Annotated in this window: 16 protein-coding genes and 1 tRNA gene; 6 read left to right on the top strand and 11 right to left on the bottom strand. The window is 67.6% G+C overall.

Annotated features, from left to right (window positions below; translation table 11 throughout):
- Positions 1-47: 47 nt before the first annotated feature.
- Positions 48-296, top strand: a complete 249-nt coding sequence (locus Q0C57_RS17550; protein ID WP_296578150.1) for an AbrB/MazE/SpoVT family DNA-binding domain-containing protein — start codon at positions 48-50, stop codon at positions 294-296.
- A complete protein-coding gene (locus tag Q0C57_RS17545) occupies positions 293-694 on the top strand; it encodes a type II toxin-antitoxin system VapC family toxin (RefSeq protein WP_296578147.1) in 402 nt (133 codons plus the stop codon). Before Q0C57_RS17550 ends, Q0C57_RS17545 begins: the two co-directional genes overlap by 4 nt.
- A 3-nt stretch (positions 695-697) precedes the next feature.
- On the opposite strand, the gene Q0C57_RS17540 is transcribed toward Q0C57_RS17545, so the two are convergent.
- On the bottom strand, positions 698-4,675 hold the full coding sequence (locus Q0C57_RS17540) for an ATP-binding protein (RefSeq protein WP_296578142.1): 3,978 nt from the start codon (positions 4,673-4,675) through the stop codon (positions 698-700).
- A gap of 251 nt (positions 4,676-4,926) precedes the next feature.
- Between Q0C57_RS17540 and Q0C57_RS17535 the strand changes: the two genes are divergently transcribed.
- The 4 genes from Q0C57_RS17535 (at position 4,927) to Q0C57_RS17520 (ending at position 7,269) form a co-directional block, all read left to right on the top strand.
- On the top strand, positions 4,927-5,748 hold the full coding sequence (locus Q0C57_RS17535) for an ion transporter (protein ID WP_366937852.1): 822 nt from the start codon (positions 4,927-4,929) through the stop codon (positions 5,746-5,748).
- 106 nt (positions 5,749-5,854) lie between these two features.
- The gene (locus Q0C57_RS17530) at positions 5,855-6,229 is read left to right on the top strand and encodes a phasin (protein WP_296578140.1); all 375 of its coding nucleotides are present in this window, start codon (positions 5,855-5,857) and stop codon (positions 6,227-6,229) included.
- Positions 6,230-6,403: 174 nt separating this feature from the next.
- Positions 6,404-6,931, top strand: a complete 528-nt coding sequence (locus Q0C57_RS17525) for a phasin (RefSeq protein WP_296578137.1) — start codon at positions 6,404-6,406, stop codon at positions 6,929-6,931.
- Positions 6,932-7,192: 261 nt separating this feature from the next.
- Positions 7,193-7,269: transfer RNA gene (locus Q0C57_RS17520), tRNA-His, on the top strand.
- A gap of 116 nt (positions 7,270-7,385) precedes the next feature.
- Here Q0C57_RS17520 and Q0C57_RS17515 read toward each other — a convergent pair.
- The 10 genes from Q0C57_RS17515 to Q0C57_RS17470 form a co-directional block, all read right to left on the bottom strand.
- Positions 7,386-7,598, bottom strand: a complete 213-nt coding sequence (locus Q0C57_RS17515; protein ID WP_296578135.1) for a hypothetical protein — start codon at positions 7,596-7,598, stop codon at positions 7,386-7,388.
- 96 nt (positions 7,599-7,694) lie between these two features.
- Complete coding sequence (locus Q0C57_RS17510) at positions 7,695-7,907, bottom strand: hypothetical protein (protein ID WP_296578132.1); 213 nt, start codon at positions 7,905-7,907, stop codon at positions 7,695-7,697.
- Positions 7,908-8,003: 96 nt separating this feature from the next.
- Positions 8,004-8,216 carry a hypothetical protein gene (locus Q0C57_RS17505; protein ID WP_296578132.1) on the bottom strand — a complete coding sequence of 71 codons (213 nt, stop codon included), beginning with the start codon at positions 8,214-8,216 and terminating at the stop codon, positions 8,004-8,006.
- 456 nt (positions 8,217-8,672) lie between these two features.
- Positions 8,673-9,371, bottom strand: coding sequence for a heme-binding protein (locus Q0C57_RS17500; protein ID WP_296578130.1), 699 nt, complete (start codon positions 9,369-9,371; stop codon positions 8,673-8,675).
- A 210-nt stretch (positions 9,372-9,581) separates the two neighbouring features.
- Entirely contained in the window at positions 9,582-10,400 is an 819-nt protein-coding gene (gene phnE / locus Q0C57_RS17495; RefSeq protein ID WP_296578127.1) for a phosphonate ABC transporter, permease protein PhnE, read from the bottom strand.
- Between the two features lie 16 nt (positions 10,401-10,416).
- On the bottom strand, positions 10,417-11,232 hold the full coding sequence (gene phnE / locus Q0C57_RS17490) for a phosphonate ABC transporter, permease protein PhnE (RefSeq protein WP_296578124.1): 816 nt from the start codon (positions 11,230-11,232) through the stop codon (positions 10,417-10,419).
- A 2-nt stretch (positions 11,233-11,234) separates the two neighbouring features.
- Entirely contained in the window at positions 11,235-12,074 is an 840-nt protein-coding gene (gene phnC / locus Q0C57_RS17485; RefSeq protein WP_296578121.1) for a phosphonate ABC transporter ATP-binding protein, read from the bottom strand.
- Positions 12,075-12,158: 84 nt separating this feature from the next.
- Positions 12,159-13,112 carry a phosphate/phosphite/phosphonate ABC transporter substrate-binding protein gene (gene phnD, locus Q0C57_RS17480; RefSeq protein ID WP_296578119.1) on the bottom strand — a complete coding sequence of 318 codons (954 nt, stop codon included), beginning with the start codon at positions 13,110-13,112 and terminating at the stop codon, positions 12,159-12,161.
- Between the two features lie 214 nt (positions 13,113-13,326).
- Positions 13,327-14,757: an aldehyde dehydrogenase family protein gene (locus Q0C57_RS17475; protein WP_296578118.1), complete on the bottom strand. Its 1,431-nt coding sequence runs from the start codon at positions 14,755-14,757 to the stop codon at positions 13,327-13,329.
- Positions 14,758-15,155: 398 nt separating this feature from the next.
- A partial coding sequence (locus Q0C57_RS17470) for a copper chaperone PCu(A)C (protein ID WP_296578116.1) occupies positions 15,156-15,609 on the bottom strand: 454 nt, incomplete at its 5' end.

Below are 15,609 nucleotides of genomic sequence, written 5' to 3'. Positions count from 1 at the left end.
GAACGCGGTAATACTTCGGCCACAAGAGGTATGACTGGAGCTTCGCCATGGCGACGACAGTGACGACGAAGGGCCAAGTGACGATCCCGAAAAGGGTGCGGGATGCGCTCGGCATCGTGCCCGGCAGCAAGGTCGAGTTCAGGTCCGGCGCCGATGGGCAGATCGTGCTGACCAGGGCCGAGGGGGAGGGTACCGGCAACCGGCCGAGCCGCTTGACGCATCTGCGCGGCATTGCTGGGCCCGGCATGACGACGGACGAGATCATGGCCCTTACCCGCGGCGATCTGAACGAATGATCCTGGCTGACACCAATGTCCTGCTCGACATCTTTACCGATGATCCGGTCTGGGCAGACTGGTCGACCGCCAGGCTGGACGCTGCCCTGATCCTCGGGCCCGTCGCCATCAACGACGTCGTCTTTGCCGGGTTGTCGGTGCGCTTCGAGCGGATCGATGACGTCGACGCGGCCCTGGCCAGCGCGGGGATAGAAATCGATCCGATCCCCCGCGAGGCCCTGTTCCTCGCCGGTAAGGCTTTCCGGGGCTATCGCCGCGCGGGCGGCCCGCGCAGCGGCGTTCTGCCGGATTTCTTCATCGGCGCCCACGCGGCGGTCCGCGGCTGGCCGCTAATAACGCGCGGTGCCCGCCGCTACCGCACCTGGTTTCCGGGCCTGGAGCTGATAACCCCCGCCTGAGACCTACTCCGCCAGCACGCGCGTCGGCGGGAAGACCACCTCCACCAGCGTTCCCTGGTTCGGCGTCGAGGAAATGCCGAAGCTCGCCCGGTTCGCCTCCACCAGCGCCTTGGTCAGCGGCAGGCCGAGGCCGGTGCCCTTGGCCGCGCGCGGGTTCGAGGTCGCCACCTGCCGGAACGGCTCCATGGCGGCCTTCAGTTCGGTCTCGGTCATGCCGACGCCGGTGTCGCGCACGCGCAGCACCGCCTCGCCGGCCTCCGACAGGCCGGTGGAGACGATGATCTGCCCGCCGGCCGGCGTGAACTTCACCGAGTTGGACAGAAGGTTCAGCACGATCTGCCGCAGCGAGCGGGAATCGGCCACCACGTTCGGCAGGCGCGGCTGCAGCGAGGAACGGATGATGACGCGCTCGCGGTTGGCCTGCGGCTGCATGATCGCCACCGTCGACTGCACCATGTCATTGAGGTCGACGCTGGTGAAGGCGAGTTCCAGCTTGCCGGCCTCGATCTTGGAGAGGTCGAGCAGGTCGTTGATGAGGGAGAGGACATGGCCGCCCGAGGCGTGGATGTCCTTCAGGTAGTCGCGGTAGCGCTCGTTGCCGACCGGGCCGAAACGCTCCTCCATCATCACCTCGGAGAAGCCGATGATGGCGTTCAGCGGCGTGCGGATCTCGTGGCTGATCTTGGCGAGGAAGTCCGACTTCTGCGACGAGGCCTGCTCGGCCTGCCGCTTGGCGGCGATGAGGTCCTCCTCCGCCTTCTTCCAGTGCGTCATGTCACGGAACACGGCGGCGAGCTTCGGCCGGGCCGCCGGCCCGGTCCTGCCCATGGTCATGTAGAGCGGGATGAGGCCCCCCTGCTTGACCCGTCCGATGATCTGGCGGCCGTCATTGAGGACGCTGGCGACGCCGTTGGACAGGAGCCCGTCGCAATAGTCGAGCGCCGACCGGTGGCTCTCCGGAGCAAAGAGCGTCGTCACCGACATTCCCTTCACCTCGGCCGATTCATAGCCGAACAGGGCTTCTGCGGAACGGTTCATGCTCTCGATCGCGCCATCGGCGGTGACAATGACAATGCCGTCGGTCGCCGTATCGAGGATCTGCTCGACCTCCTCGAGACGGCCGCGCAACTCGCTCAGCGTCGTCGATTCATGGTCGCTGGCGACGTCTCCCGCCGGTGCCCGGGTCAAAGTGAACAGGAAGGCCGACTGCCCCGCCCAGGTGACCCGCGACAGATGCGCCTCGACCGGGAGCGCACTGCCCTCCACCGTCGTCAGCGACACCGACTCACTGCCGTCGTCCGGCCCGCCGGCGAAGAGGCGCGAGACACCGCCCGCCTCCTCCAGCGCCGCCGCATCGGGGAAGCCGACCCAGTCGAGCAGCGTGCGGTTGGCGAAGAGCACCGCATTGCCGCGGTGGATGATGAGGCCGGTCGGCACCTTGTCGAGGAGCGCGGCGAGATCGGCCCCCTGGTCGGGCCCGCTTGCCGCGGGATCGGCGCCAAAGGCGCTCGGCAGCGGACCGAAAGGTGTTCCCGAATCGACGAAGGCGCGGGCCGGCGCTTCTCCCGCCGTGTCGGGGGATCGCGTCTCCGGTAGACTGTCCCTGCTGTCGAGCGGTTCCGTTGCAACCGGAGCCACTGGCGGCGGGAGCTGCGCGCCGGGGGCCGCCTGTTCGGCGGGCGGCGGCGGGGCTTCGGGCGGGCGCGTGCCATCCTCGTCCGCGGGGATCGGGTCGCTGGTGCGGGCGCCGAGGGCGCGGGCGATCTCGCGGAAGGCGTTGCGTTCGCCCGGCGACAATTGCGGGCGCTTGCTGTCCTGTCCGACGGAGGTCCGGAGCGCGACGACATTGGGCGGATTGGTATGGACAGTCAGGACCGGACGCGTCTCAGCCACAGGCCGCGTCGCATCGGCATCGGGGGTGGGGTCGCCTGACTGGGCCTCCTCGGGCAGCTCTTCACCGCTGCCGGTCGCCGTCGGCTCGGAAGCCGTGACGTCGGGCAGGGTCGCAACCGTCGCTGCCACCGGATCGGCATCCTCCTCCGCAGGCGCGCCGGACAGGGCCGTGTCGTCTTCCGCCCCGGCGAGGTCCGGGGCTTCCGCCGCGCCGGCGGCGTCATCTGCCTCGCCTGCGACGATGGCATCGTCCGCTGTCGCAGCGGCGATCGGAGCCGTGACCGCAGAATCGTCGTCGGCGGTGCTCGGGTCGGCAGGCTCCGACCGGTCCAGCGGCTCAGCGTCCGCGGCCACCGGATCGGCATCCTCGCCCGCGCGCGCGCCGGAAAGGGCCGCAGCCTCTTCCGCCCGGGCGAATGCCGGGGCTTCCGTCGCACCGGCGGTGTCATCTGCCTCGCCTGCCACGATGGCGTCGTCCGCTGCCGCTGCGGCGATCGGAGCCGTGACAGCGGAATCGTCCTCGGTGGTGACCGCGTCGGAAGGCTCCGACACGTCCTGCGGATCCGCGTCCACGGTTGCGACGGCCTCGTTCAGGGCGTTCGCTGGCGGGACCTCGCCCGCCGATACGGCGGTTTCCGCGGCCGCGGTGACGGAGACCGGCGCGTCCGGCGACAGGGTCTCGGTTTCCGACGGCGGAGCGACCGGTGAGGCTTCCTCGACCACGAGTCCGAAGCCGGAATAGCCCTGGAAGGCGCCGTCGCGCAGCGCCGGGAAGGCGGCGAGCGTCACCGCCAGCCTGCGCCCCGCCCGGCCCAGCGGCCAGAGGGCAGCGACGCCGCTGAACGGCCTGCGGGCGGTCACGGCGGTCGTCAGGACACCACTGGGGTCGATGCCCAAGCGGGCCGTTGCCGCGTCGAGAGTCTCACCGGCGAGGCCGGCGACCTCCTCCGGTGCGATGGTGTGAAAGCGATAGTCCCCATCCATCCGCCAGGAGAACCGCTGCGGCACGGCGGGAACGGCGACGACCGTCTCGGCCGGCTCAACCTCCGGCATTGCCGCGCTGGCGGGCTGGTCCGGACCCGTTTGCGCCAGAATCTCCCGGGAGACCGTCTCGGGTGCCGCGTCCTGCGCGCCGTCAACCGTTTCCTCGTCATGGCCGCCCGCCACGGTACGAACGGAAGAAGCCGGGTCCATGGCGGCGATGGGGGCAGGAACCGGCGCCTCGGATTTGGTCGCCGCCGGGAGCGTCGCGATCTCTTCCGCCTCGGCAAGGGGCATTGCCGGCGCCGCGACCGGTGCCGCCTGTGCGGTGTCGTCGACCGCCTCGCCGGCTGCGAGGTCGGCGATGGGGGAAGCCTCCTCCGCTGCGGCATCCGTGTCGGGCGCTGCGGCCGGGTCGACGCCCCCGGCAACCAACCGCAGACCGGCTTCGGGGAGGCTCTTGGCGAGGGGGGCGAGCAGGGCGACGATAAGCCCTGCTTCCGGCAGCGCGACGACCGTCATCGGCCCGTTTACGAGGTCCACCGCGGCGCGGCCCGTGTCGCCGACACTGTCGAAGATCGATTCGGCGACGGGTCCGACGAGGTCCCGCAGCGGCGTCGCCGCCAGAGCGGAGGCGGCGTCGCTCGCCGCCAGCGGCACGCCGGCGCGGTCGAAGGCGAGGGCGGGAATCCGCAATGTCGCGATGAAGCCGAGGGCCGCCTCGCGGGACGTTTCGCGCCGCAGGGAGGGCAACCGTACCGCGATGAGGCTGAGCGCGCCGGCCCTGATGCGGCAGGCCTCGGCGACGACACTCTCCGACCCGAACCGTCCGGCGATGCGCAGGCGCTCGCTGCGCGGCGTTCCGTCGGCCGGCAGGGTTGGCGCGAGCCGCCCGATCTGGGCGGCGAAGGCATGGGTCCCGGGATAGTCGCGGTCGAGGGCGGCGGCGAGGCCGCTGGCGCCCATGGCGCGGGCACCGGTGGTGTTGGCGACGACGAGGCGGCTCGCATCGGCGGTCCACAGCCACCACGGGCCAGGTTCCGCCATGAGGCGCGCGACGTCCGGCTCCGACAGGATCGTCGACAGGCTGGGGAACGCGGATGTCATGCGGTCGCTTCCGGGCACGAGGCGAGGCGTGCCACATCGGGCACGCCGCATTGGTAAAGGATGTGTTGATCAATTGTGTCGGAACAGAGCCGAAACGTCCATGTCGCGAAGGGTCTTCCGGAGCGTCAACCCGCAGTTAGGGTTAATCCAGATGCATCACGGAACCGTCTGTGCCCGCGCTGCCGTGGCGGCAGTCAAGAGCCCGTGTTAGGCAGGGTTAATTCCCATCCTTAAGACCACCGGCCTCCCCCATGATCGACAAGCTGCGCGCCCTGATCCAGCATCCGCGGTTCGAGACCGCCATCATCGTGCTCATCGTCATCAACGCCATCACGCTCGGCCTTGAGACCAGTCCCACAGTCATGGCCCAGATGGGCGGCCTCCTGCTGACGATCGACAATATCGTCCTGACGATCTTCGTCGCCGAAATCCTTGCGCGGATCGCCGTGAAGCGTGGCGCCTTTTTCCGCGACCCCTGGAGCCTTTTCGATCTCTTCGTGGTCGCGATCGCGCTGGTTCCGGCCTCCGACAGCCTCTCGGTGCTGCGCGCCCTGCGCATCCTCCGGGTTCTGCGCCTGGTCACGGCCGTGCCGGCGCTGCGACGGGTGGTCGGCGGCCTCATCTCGGCCCTGCCCGGCATGGGCTCCATCGGCCTGCTGCTCGGGCTGATCTTCTACGTCTTCGCGGTGATCGTCACGAAGCTCTATGGCCAGGCACTGCCGGACCATTTCGGCAGCATCGGCGCCTCCGCCTACACGCTGTTCCAGGCCATGACCTTCGACGACTGGTCCGGCGGCATCGTCAAGCCGCTAGCAGAAAAGGGGTTCCCCTTCGGCTGGTTCATCATCATCACCTTCATGGTGCTGACCACCTTCATGGCGCTGAACCTTTTCATCGGTGTCGTCGTCACGGCGCTCGACGCCGAAACGGATGACGGACAGCCGAAGCTGACGCACCCGGCGGGTGCGGAGGCCCAGCTCAACGCCCGTCTCGACACCATTGTCGCCGAACTCGCCCTGGTGCGCGGCGAACTGGCGCGCCTCCAGCGCCCGCCCGAGACCGGCGGCGCGTGAGATCCGACCGCCGCCCGAAGGCGTAACCGACAACAGCTATCGCAGATGCCACGCGGCAGCTTAGGATGGAACGCGTTCCCCGCGCGACGCGATTCGGGAGGTTTGCATGGTCGGCAGGACCCCTGGTGCCTACGAAATTCCCCAGGAAATGCGCGAGTTTGCCGACAAGAGCGTCGAGCAGGCGCGCAAGGCGTTCGACGGCTTCGTCGGCGCCGCCCAGCGCACGGTCTCGGCGATGGACGGATCGGGCGGCTCGGTGCAGTCCAGCGCCCAGGACGTCAGTCGCAAGGCCATCGCCTTTGCCGAGACCAATGTTGCCGCCAGCTTTGCCTATGCCCAGCGCCTCGTTCAGGCCCGCGACATGTCCGAGGTGATGGAGATCCAGACCCGTTTCCTGCAGGAGCAGATGAAGGCGATGGAAGAACAGGCGCGCGAACTCGGCGAAGCCCTCGCCCTGAAATCGGCAACGCGACAGGACTGACGGCTGTCCTACAGTTTGTGCGATGCAATAATTTGTTGCAACGCACCATGTTTTGGCGTATGACCACGTCGTGATGGTCTGCAATCTCAATGCGGACCGGCGCGTCGTGCCAGTTCCGGCGGGGAAACGGTCGCGGCGTCATACCGTTCAAGCGACCCCGCGAGGAGGCCCATCATGAGCCAGGCTGCAAAAGCGCCGAAAACCGAGAAGCCGGCGACCGCCGCGCAGATCTTCCCCTTCCCGACCTTCGACCTGACCAAGTTCGAGATGCCGAAGTTCGACGCCGCCCCCTTCGACTTCGCCAAGGCCGAGGTGCCCGCCGCCATGCGCGAGGCCGCCGAAAAGGCCGTGGCGCAGATCAAGGACGGCTATGCCAAGATGAAGGCGGCTGCCGAAGAGACCACCGATCTGGTCGAGGACACCTATTCCACCGCGAGCGCCGGCGTGAAGGACTTCAACCTGAAGGCCCTCGAGGCCGCCCGTCTCAACATGAATGCCGGTTTCGACCATGCCCGAGACCTGATGGGCGCCAAGTCGCTGGCCGAGTTCATCGAACTGCAGACGGCCTATGCCCGCAAGATGTTCGAGACCGTCCAGGCCCAGGGCAAGGACCTCTCGGCCGTCGTCCAGAAGACCGCCACCGACACCGTCGAGCCGGTCAAGGAGAAGGTTGGCAAGGTCATGAAGACTGCCGCCATCTGACCATGCCGCCGCCTGCGGGCGGCCGCATGATATTCCTCCCGACCGCGTTCTTGCAGCTGCGGTCAAAACTGCGAGCCCGGGCCAGTGCCCGGGTTTTTTCTGTTGTGCAGCCCGTTCCGGTGTCAAAATCCCTCAACGTCGTCAAAGTCTTGCGAAAAGAGGCCATGGCTCTGCGATGGTCGCGTCAGGCGCCTTGCATTGCCCTGACCTTCGGACTAGGTTGCGCGCCGCTCGGTTGGTTTTCCATCAGGCCGGGCATGTGCAGCCGTAGCTCAGTTGGTTAGAGCGCCAGATTGTGGCTCTGGAGGTCCCCCGTTCAATTCGGGGCGGCTGTACCATTCTTCCCCTTGGCAGGATTCAGCGCTGTCACCGTTGCCAGTGGAGCGTTCCGGTTCCCCAACGCGAAAACGCCGGGGCTCTGCCCCGGCGTTTGCGTTGGCCCGATGATCCGGCGTCAGAAGTTGCCGGACAGACCCTGCCGGTCGGACTGCACGTCCGAGCGGTCGGCGGTGATCGGCGCATAGGTGGCGCGGCGGGCGGTGAACTCGCGCGGCGCCTGCGTCTGGTACTGGGTCACGGAGTTGGCTTCCGTGGCCTCGACCTGGGCGGAGGCCGGCGCGGCTGCAAGGGGGGCCAGCAGAGCGGCGGCGAGAATGATCTTCTTCATGATGGGTCTCCTGTTGGGGCGGCGTGCCGTTGCGGCGCTGCCGGTCGTGGTGCGGCGGAGCAGAGCCCGCCGGCGGGTCAAGGGGGAAGGACTGCGTCAGAAATTGCCGGCCGGGCCCTGTCGGTCGGACTGCACGTCCGAGCGGACGGCGGCGACCGGCGCATAGGCGGCGCGGCGGGCGGTGAACTCGCGCGGCGCCTGCGTCTGGTACTGGGTCACGGTGTTGGCTTCCGTGGCCTCGACCTGGGCGGAGGCCGGCGCGGCTGCAAGGGGGGCCAGCAGAGCGGCGGCGAGAATGATCTTCTTCATGATGGGTCTCCTGTTGGGGCGGCGTGCCGTTGCGGCGCTGCCGGTCGTGGTGCGGCGGAGCAGAGCCCGCCGGCGGGTCAAGGGGGAAGGACTGCGTCAGAAATTGCCGGCCGGGCCCTGTCGGTCGGACTGCACGTCCGAGCGGACGGCGGCGACCGGCGCATAGGCGGCGCGGCGGGCGGTGAACTCGCGCGGCGCCTGCGTCTGGTACTGGGTCACGGTGTTGGCTTCCGTGGCCTCGACCTGGGCGGAGGCCGGCGCGGCTGCAAGGGGGGCCAGCAGAGCGGCGGCGAGGATGATCTTCTTCATGGTCTTCACTCCATTCGAACCCGGGCGGGGAGGGACACGCGCCGACCGGAAGGTGTTGCTGTGTCGGCGGGAGGTGTCCGCCGTCGACAACCCTGAAATGGACCTCGGCCTATTCACTTGCCAATCACGAACTTGAGAAAATGCAATAATGAGCGCAAGTAAACGATTGCATATGTGCATACTGGCAATTTCGTGAGGATCAGTCGCGCGGCTGTGAACGGCGCCACCTTGCGGACAGGCAAGCTGATGCATGGTGTGAGGCTGGAGGGCTTGCACGGGAGATGCGGGTCCGGCTCCGCCACCCGGCAGGGCGGTAGAACGCGGCCGGGCCGCAGACAGGCCTTCGCGCCGTGGCGATCCGTGGCCGCATCACCCCGCGGCATTGACCGGGAATGTGCGGCGGCCCGTCATATCGTGGTTCGGGCGACCGCCGAGATCAGGGCGCGGTTGGTGTGGTCAGGGGCCTGCGACCTCGAACAGCACCTCGTTGCGTCTGAGGAAACCGGGTGTGAAGGGGTCGTTGTAATAGGCATAGGTCGGCGCGCCGAGGATTGTGAAGCCCCGCCCTGCCAGCCAGATCCGCAGCGCCGCCTCGTTCGATGCGATCAGTTCATCGGTTGCGACCCCGGAAAAGCGGATCGCGGCACGCCGCGCGGCTGGCACCGGTAGCAGCCTTACATCGTCGCCCGCCGCCTTCGGCAGGGTCTCGAGCGTGTATTTCGACGGCATGATGAAGCGGACGATCCAGGCCTCGCCCGCTTCCGAGCGCGCCGGCATCTGCGTGACCGGCGCCGTCATGGCGATGGTCTCGCGCTGCTGCGTCACCGGCGCCGTCATGGAGACGCTCTCGCCGCCGCGATCCCTGGCGAAGATATAGGCGGCGAGCGGTCTGAAGCCGGCGCGGACCGCACTGCCCCGGTCACCGGCCCGCGTCACCTCCGCCACCACCATGGCCGGATAGTCGCGCACCTCGACAGGTCCGTCGCGCATGACGAGCCCGTAGCGCGGCTGCTCGACATTGCTCATGAGATAGAGCCAGAGGCCGGCGCCCAGCACCCCCAGACCGACAAGCAAGCCAAGGCCGATCCCCATCCGTTTTCCGATCCTGGTCATCTCGTGCATGTGGGGACGATTGGCCGGATTACGAGCGGCCATGTGTGATCCCGGTGCCGGCGCACCGACGCGATCGGCCGGCTTCGGTCAGAGCACCCGGCGCCATCCCGCGGGCGATGAAGCCGGTCGCATGCGCACCGCCGCCAGAACATGGGCACATGGTGAGACCCCTGTCACGCCGTCGAAGCTGCCTGCGCCGCTCCATGGTGCACGCCGGGAAGGCCGGTCCTCGAAATGCCGGTCCTCCGAGGCTCAGATAATGGCTTTGCGGACCCGCGCGGTCAGCCATTCGCTGAGCACCACCGTGCCAAGGATGATCAGCAGGATCAGCGAGACCTGCGGCCAGGCCAGCGTATTGAGCGAGCTTTCCAGCGCAAGCCCAAGGCCGCCTGCGCCAACGAGGCCCAGGACGGTCGATTCGCGAATGTTGATGTCCCAGCGGAAGACCCCGATCGTCGCGAAGGCCGGCAGGATCTGCGGCCAGATACCGTAGCTCATCACCTGCGCGGGATGGGCTCCGGTGGCGCGGATCGCCTCGACCTGCGTCTCGTCGATCTCCTCGATAGCCTCATAGAGCAGCTTGCCGATGAAGCCGATGGAGCGCAACGCGATGGCGATGATGCCCGCGAGTACGCCGGGCCCCAGGACAGCCACCAGCAGCAGACCCCAGATCAGCGCGTTGATCGAGCGGGACGCCACGATGATGAACAACACCACCGGGCGCACAAACAGTACGCTTGGCGTGGTGTTGCGGGCGGCAAGGAAGGCCAGCGGGGTGGCGATGACGATGGCGATCAACGTTCCGAGCGTGGCGATGTTGATCGTATCCCAGAGCGGCTGCCAGAGCCGGTCCATGTAGGACCAGCGCGGCGGCAGCATCCGGCCGAAAATGTCCTGAGCCTGACGTGGTGCGTCGCTGATGAAGGCCCAGATCGTGTCCTGCGTCATGACGCGCCAAGACAGCACCGTGACGGCGACGAGCGCGAACCACCCGAACCAGCGCCAGCGGCGCTGTTCCATCGTCAGAAGCCGCCAGCCGCGCGCCCCGTCCTCTCCCTGCAGAACCGCCATTCAGCCCGTCCTCATCTCAGGCCATCCTCTTGCGGATCCAGCCCGAGGCATATTCACACAGCATGACGATGCCGATGATGATCAGCAGGATCGCCGCGGCGGAATCGAATTCGTAGCGATCCAGCGCGGTGTTGAGCGTGGCGCCGATGCCGCCCGCGCCGACGATCCCGATCACCGAGCTCTCGCGAAAATTGATGTCGAACTTGTAGGCGATCAGCCCTGCCAGCCGCGGCATGACCTGCGAGGCGACCGCATAGTCGATCACCTGCCAGAAGCCGCCGCCGGTAGACCGGATCGCCTCCACCTGGCTTTCGTCGATCTCCTCGATGTCGTCGGCGATCAGCTTCGACAGGAAGCCGATCGTCGACAGCGACAGGGTGAGGAAGCCCGCAAAGGTCCCGAAGCCGAACATGGCGACGAAGAGGATGGCGACGATGATCTCCTGGAAGGCGCGCGCCACCGCGATGATGGCCCGGCAGATGCCATAGAGCCAGGTGGGGGCGACGTTACGGGCCGCGCCGAGCCCGATGGGCAGCGCCAGGATCACGCCGAAGACGGTCGCACAAACCGTCATCGTCAGGCTTTCGATCAATCCTTGCTGAATGTCGCTCCAGCGGGAGATGAAGTCTGGCTGGAGGAAGCCCGCGAAGAGGCGCGCGGCGCGGACGAGCCCTTCGGACACGCGCGTCCAGTTCACCTCGACGCTGCCGATCGCGAGGACGAGATAGAGAACCGCGCAGAGAATGATCGCCCAGCGCAGCCATGCCTGCTTGATCAGCCGCGGGCGTGTCCAGAGACGCGGCCCGGCTGGCGCGGTGAGATGTCCGTCCACGTTCAGCGCACCGCCAGCGGGTCGCCCACGGGACCGTCCGCGGACCGTGTCGTGGCGGCCGGCAGATCGTCCTCGTCTTCGGCCTCGCCGATCGGCTTCGACCAGTCCTCCTCGCCATAGATGCGCGTGAGAACGTCGGCGGACAGCCCCGCGGCGGGTCCGTCATACACCACCTCGCCGGCGCGCAGGCCGATGATCCGCGGCAGGAACATCTGCGCCAGCGCCACATCATGGATGTTCACGATCCCTGCCAGTCCCCTCTCGGCGCAGAGCGTCGTGATCAGGCGCATCACCTGCCGGGAGGTCTTGGGATCGAGGCTCGCGGTTGGCTCGTCGATCAGCAGCAATTCGGGGTCCTGGGCGAGCGCCCGCGCGATTCCGACGCGCTGGCGCTGGCCGCCGGAAAGAGCATCAGCCCGCTTGTCGACATGGTCGGTGAGGCCGACACGGTCAAGGAGCGAGAAGGCGCGCTGGATATCGGCTTCGGGGAACCGGCGCAGCCAGCTGGCGAAGAAGCCGACATAGCCCAGGCGCCCCGACAGCACGTTCTCCATCACCGTGAGGCGCTCGACCAGTGCGAATTCCTGGAAGATCATGCCGATGCGACGGCGAGCCTTGCGCAGGTCCCTGCCGCCGAGGTCGGTCAGTACGACGTCGCCGAGGCGGATCGAGCCTGCGGTGGGCTCGACCAGTCGGTTGACGCAGCGGATCAGGGTGGATTTGCCGGCGCCTGAGGGACCGATGAGACCGACCAGTTCACCCGGCTGGACCGTGAAGGATACGCCCCTGAGCGCCATGTCGCCGGTCTTGTAGCGCTTCGTCAGACTGTCGATCCGCAGCACCGGGCGCAAATCCTCATCAGTTCCGGCGGAACCCCGCGCCGACAGGCGGCGCGGGGTGACCGGTCAGTCGATCGCCAGCTTCGATCAGCGGCAGGTGTACTGTACGCCGACGGAAGCGTCGACGTCGCGCACGACTTTCCAGGCGTCGCGATAGGTGATCGGCATGAAACGCTCACCGGCCGGAATGGTCTTGCCGAACTCCTCCGCAAGAGCGGTGCCGGCCCACTGGAAGGTGGCGAAAGCTTCGCGGATCTTGTCCTGCAGGTCGGCGCGCAGGTTGTGCGCCACCCCGTAGGCTGTGGTCGGGAAGCGGTCCGACTCGTAGATCACCCGGAATGCATCGGCGCGGACGACGTTGCGTGCGACCATGCGCCGCGCGACTTCGCTCGCAATGGCGGCGACCGGATAGTCGCGGTTGGCGACGCCGAGCACCGAATTGTCGTGCCGGCCGGAGAAGACCGGCGTGAAGTCGCGGTTGGCCTCAAGCCTGTAGGTGTCGCGCAACAGCGCCGACGGCGCCTTGTAGCCGGAATTCGAGGTCTCGGAGGTGAAGGCGACGCGCCGTCCCCGGATGTCCTCCATCTTCTCAACACCGGATCCGGGATGCGTGATGAACTGCATCCGGTAGCCGAAATCGCCGTCATTGGCGGCCATGATGAACATGGGCCGGAAACCCGCGCAGTTGACGGCGAGCGGCGTCGAGCCCGTGTTGAAGCCGGCCACGTGGAGCCGACCGGCGCGCAACGCCTCGATCTGCGCCGCATTGGACTGCACCGGGAAGAACTGGACGCGCTTGCCCGTGACCCGTGCCATGTGCTGCAGGAAGGAATCCCAGACGCGCGCATAGACCGAGGGATCCTCGACGGGGGTGTAGGCGAAGATCAGCACCGCGGGATCGACCTGGTCTGCGGCGGCCGGAATGTCAGCGACCAGATCACCATCGGTGTCGCGGTAACGGGAATCGAGGGCGAAGGCGCTCGAAAGCATGCTGAGCGTCATGGTCGCGATGAGGGCGGCAGCTCGGAACAGACTTCCCATAAATGGCTCCTGATCAAGGTGTCCCGGCGAGAAACATGAATTGCATGACAGTTGAGTGACACGGTTGCTTGGGTTTCGCAACGGCAGTGGCGCCGTTGCTCGGACCAGCCCTCCGCGGCCGAGGCAGAGGACCCCAGCGACAGAGCAGCCAAGACCACCAACGAAAAAGGCGGCCCATGGGCCGCCCTTCGCCGTCAGGGAGGGTTTGCGCCGATCAGGCGGCGCCGTAGCCGACCGTGCCCTTGATCTCGAGGAACTCCTCGAGGCCGAACTCGGCATATTCGCGGCCGTTGCCGGACTGCTTGTAGCCGCCGAAGGGCGCCCCGGCGTCCCAGGCGGGGTAGTTGATGTAAACGTTGCCCGAGCGCATCTGAGCCGCGAGCTTGCGGGCCTTGTCCAGGGATCCCGACTGGACATAGGAGGCGAGGCCGTAGGGCGTGTTGTTGGCGCGCTCGACGATCTCGGCCTCGCTGTCGTAAGGCAGGATCGACAGGACGGGCCCGAAGATTTCTTCCTTCGCAATGGTCATGTCGTCGGTGACGCCGGCGAAGACTGTCGGGCGCACATAGTAGCCGCGATTGAGCCCCTCCGGACGACCGGTGCCGCCGGTGACGACCTCGGCGCCCTCCTTGATGCCGCTCTCGATCAGCTTCTGGATCTTGTTGAACTGCACCTCGCTGACCACCGGGCCCATCCAGCTGTCCTCTGCCGATGCCGGACCGACCTTCAGCTTCTCGGCGGTCTCCTTGGCGACCTGTTTGGCCTCGTCGTGCCGGGCGGCAGGGACGAACATGCGCGTCGGCGCGTTACAGGACTGACCCGAATTGCGCATCATGCCCTCGACGCCGAGCTTCACCGCCCTGGCGATGTCCGCATCCGGCAGGATGATGTTGGCCGACTTGCCGCCGAGCTCCTGGTGAACGCGCTTGACCGTGTCGGCGGCGGCCTTGGCCACCAGCACGCCGGCGCGGGTGGAGCCGGTGAAGGACACCATGTCGACGCCGGGATGGCGGGCGATCGCCTCGCCCACCGTCGGGCCGTCGCCGTTGACGAGGTTGAACACGCCCTTCGGCACGCCGGCCTCGTGCATGATCTCGGCGAAGATGATGGCGTTGATCGGCGCGATCTCGCTCGGCTTCAGCACCATCGTGCAGCCGGCGGCGAGCGCCGGGGCGACCTTGCACATGATCTGGTTGATCGGCCAGTTCCATGGCGTGATCATGCCGACGACGCCGATCGGCTCCTTTGCGATCAGGGTCGTGCCGCGCAACTCCTCGAATGCGAAGGTCTCGAGCGTCTCGATCATCTTCGACAGGTGGGCCGTGCCCATGCCGGCCTGGGCGGTGTGGGCGAGCTTCTTCGGCGCGCCCATTTCGCGGGAGAGGGCGTCGGCGACGTCCGCGAAGCGCTTGTTGTAGACCTCGAGAAGCTTGCGCATCAGCGCCAGCCGCTCGGCCTTGGTGGTCTGCGAGAAGGTCTTGAACGCCTCGCGGGCGGCCTTCACCGCCTTGTCGACATCGGCCTCGGTGCCGAGCGCGATCTGCGTGAAGGGCTCTTCGGTCGAGGGATCGATCACGTCGAGGGTCGCGCCGCCGGTCGGGGCGACCCATTCGCCGTTGATGTAGAACTTGAGGTTGTTGGACATCGTTGTCGTCCTCCGTAGGTGCAAGACGGAATCCGCAGGTCCGGCGATGGACCCGGGTCGGGCGCGCAAACTGCCACCGATCACACGCCTCGCGCCAGAGCCGGAGCCCTGTTTTCCGGCAGGGCTCCCTTTCCACCCCGCCGGGAACCCAAGGAAAGGCCGCGCCCCCGCGGACGCAGCCGGACCATTGCAGGACCTCGTGCGATTCCTGCCGGACCAGCTTTGGAAAAGCGCGCCGAGGCGGCAAGAGCCAAAGGTCGGGAGCGGCTGACAAAGCCTTGCGCGTGAGGCCGCCGTCCACGCACCGATTGGCGGACGGGCGGACCCCGGCACGACCGCTCGCGTCAATCGGATCAGGCGGCATGCGGGCAGCGCCGCTGCGATCGCCTTGCCGGCGCTCAGTGGTGGTGGTGCTCTCCCCCGGGGGCTGCCCGGCCGCCGAGACTGCCGATGCGGAAGTCGAGCGAGACCTTGCCGGCCTTCTCGAAATCCAGAGTGACCTTCACGGTCTGGCCTTCCGCAAGCGGCGTCCTCAGCTCCATGAACATGACATGCAGGCCCCCGGGCTTCAGCGCGACCGTCTGGCCCGGTGCGATGGTGAGGCCTGCCGGCAGCGCGCGCATCGTCATGACGCCGTCGCGCGTCGCCATCTCGTGGATCTCTACCCGCTCGGCGAAGGCCGCGCTGCCGCCGATCAGCCTGTCGGGGACTGCCCCCGTATTGGTCACGGTCAGGTAGCCGCCGGCGACCCTTGCGCCACCGGGCGTCGCGCGCGCCCACGGCTGGGCGATGGTCAGGCTGCCGGCCCGCACCGCTGCGGCCGCCGGTTGCGATGTCGGCGCGGCTGCGACG

It is taken from the genome of Phreatobacter sp., from assembly GCF_022843985.1.
In the GTDB taxonomy this organism is placed as follows: Bacteria; Pseudomonadota; Alphaproteobacteria; order Rhizobiales; family Phreatobacteraceae; genus Phreatobacter.
The sequence above is the reverse complement of the archived record's forward strand: the minus strand, read 5'-3'. Positions and strand labels throughout refer to the sequence as shown.

Coding starts and splice junctions, on each gene's coding strand:
- Q0C57_RS17505 (WP_296578132.1), bottom strand. CDS start 8,216: ATGAAGAAGATCATCCTCGCCGCCGCTCTGCTGGCCCCCCTTGCAGCC.
- Q0C57_RS17500 (WP_296578130.1), bottom strand. CDS start 9,371: ATGGCCGCTCGTAATCCGGCCAATCGTCCCCACATGCACGAGATGACC.
- Q0C57_RS17540 (WP_296578142.1), bottom strand. CDS start 4,675: ATGACATCCGCGTTCCCCAGCCTGTCGACGATCCTGTCGGAGCCGGAC.
- Q0C57_RS17515 (WP_296578135.1), bottom strand. CDS start 7,598: ATGAAGAAGATCATTCTCGCCGCCGCTCTGCTGGCCCCCCTTGCAGCC.
- Q0C57_RS17475 (WP_296578118.1), bottom strand. CDS start 14,757: ATGTCCAACAACCTCAAGTTCTACATCAACGGCGAATGGGTCGCCCCG.
- Q0C57_RS17545 (WP_296578147.1), top strand. CDS start 293: ATGATCCTGGCTGACACCAATGTCCTGCTCGACATCTTTACCGATGAT.
- Q0C57_RS17525 (WP_296578137.1), top strand. CDS start 6,404: ATGAGCCAGGCTGCAAAAGCGCCGAAAACCGAGAAGCCGGCGACCGCC.
- Q0C57_RS17530 (WP_296578140.1), top strand. CDS start 5,855: ATGGTCGGCAGGACCCCTGGTGCCTACGAAATTCCCCAGGAAATGCGC.
- Q0C57_RS17550 (WP_296578150.1), top strand. CDS start 48: ATGGCGACGACAGTGACGACGAAGGGCCAAGTGACGATCCCGAAAAGG.
- phnD (WP_296578119.1), bottom strand. CDS start 13,112: ATGGGAAGTCTGTTCCGAGCTGCCGCCCTCATCGCGACCATGACGCTC.
- Q0C57_RS17510 (WP_296578132.1), bottom strand. CDS start 7,907: ATGAAGAAGATCATTCTCGCCGCCGCTCTGCTGGCCCCCCTTGCAGCC.
- Q0C57_RS17535 (WP_366937852.1), top strand. CDS start 4,927: ATGATCGACAAGCTGCGCGCCCTGATCCAGCATCCGCGGTTCGAGACC.
- phnE (WP_296578127.1), bottom strand. CDS start 10,400: ATGGCGGTTCTGCAGGGAGAGGACGGGGCGCGCGGCTGGCGGCTTCTG.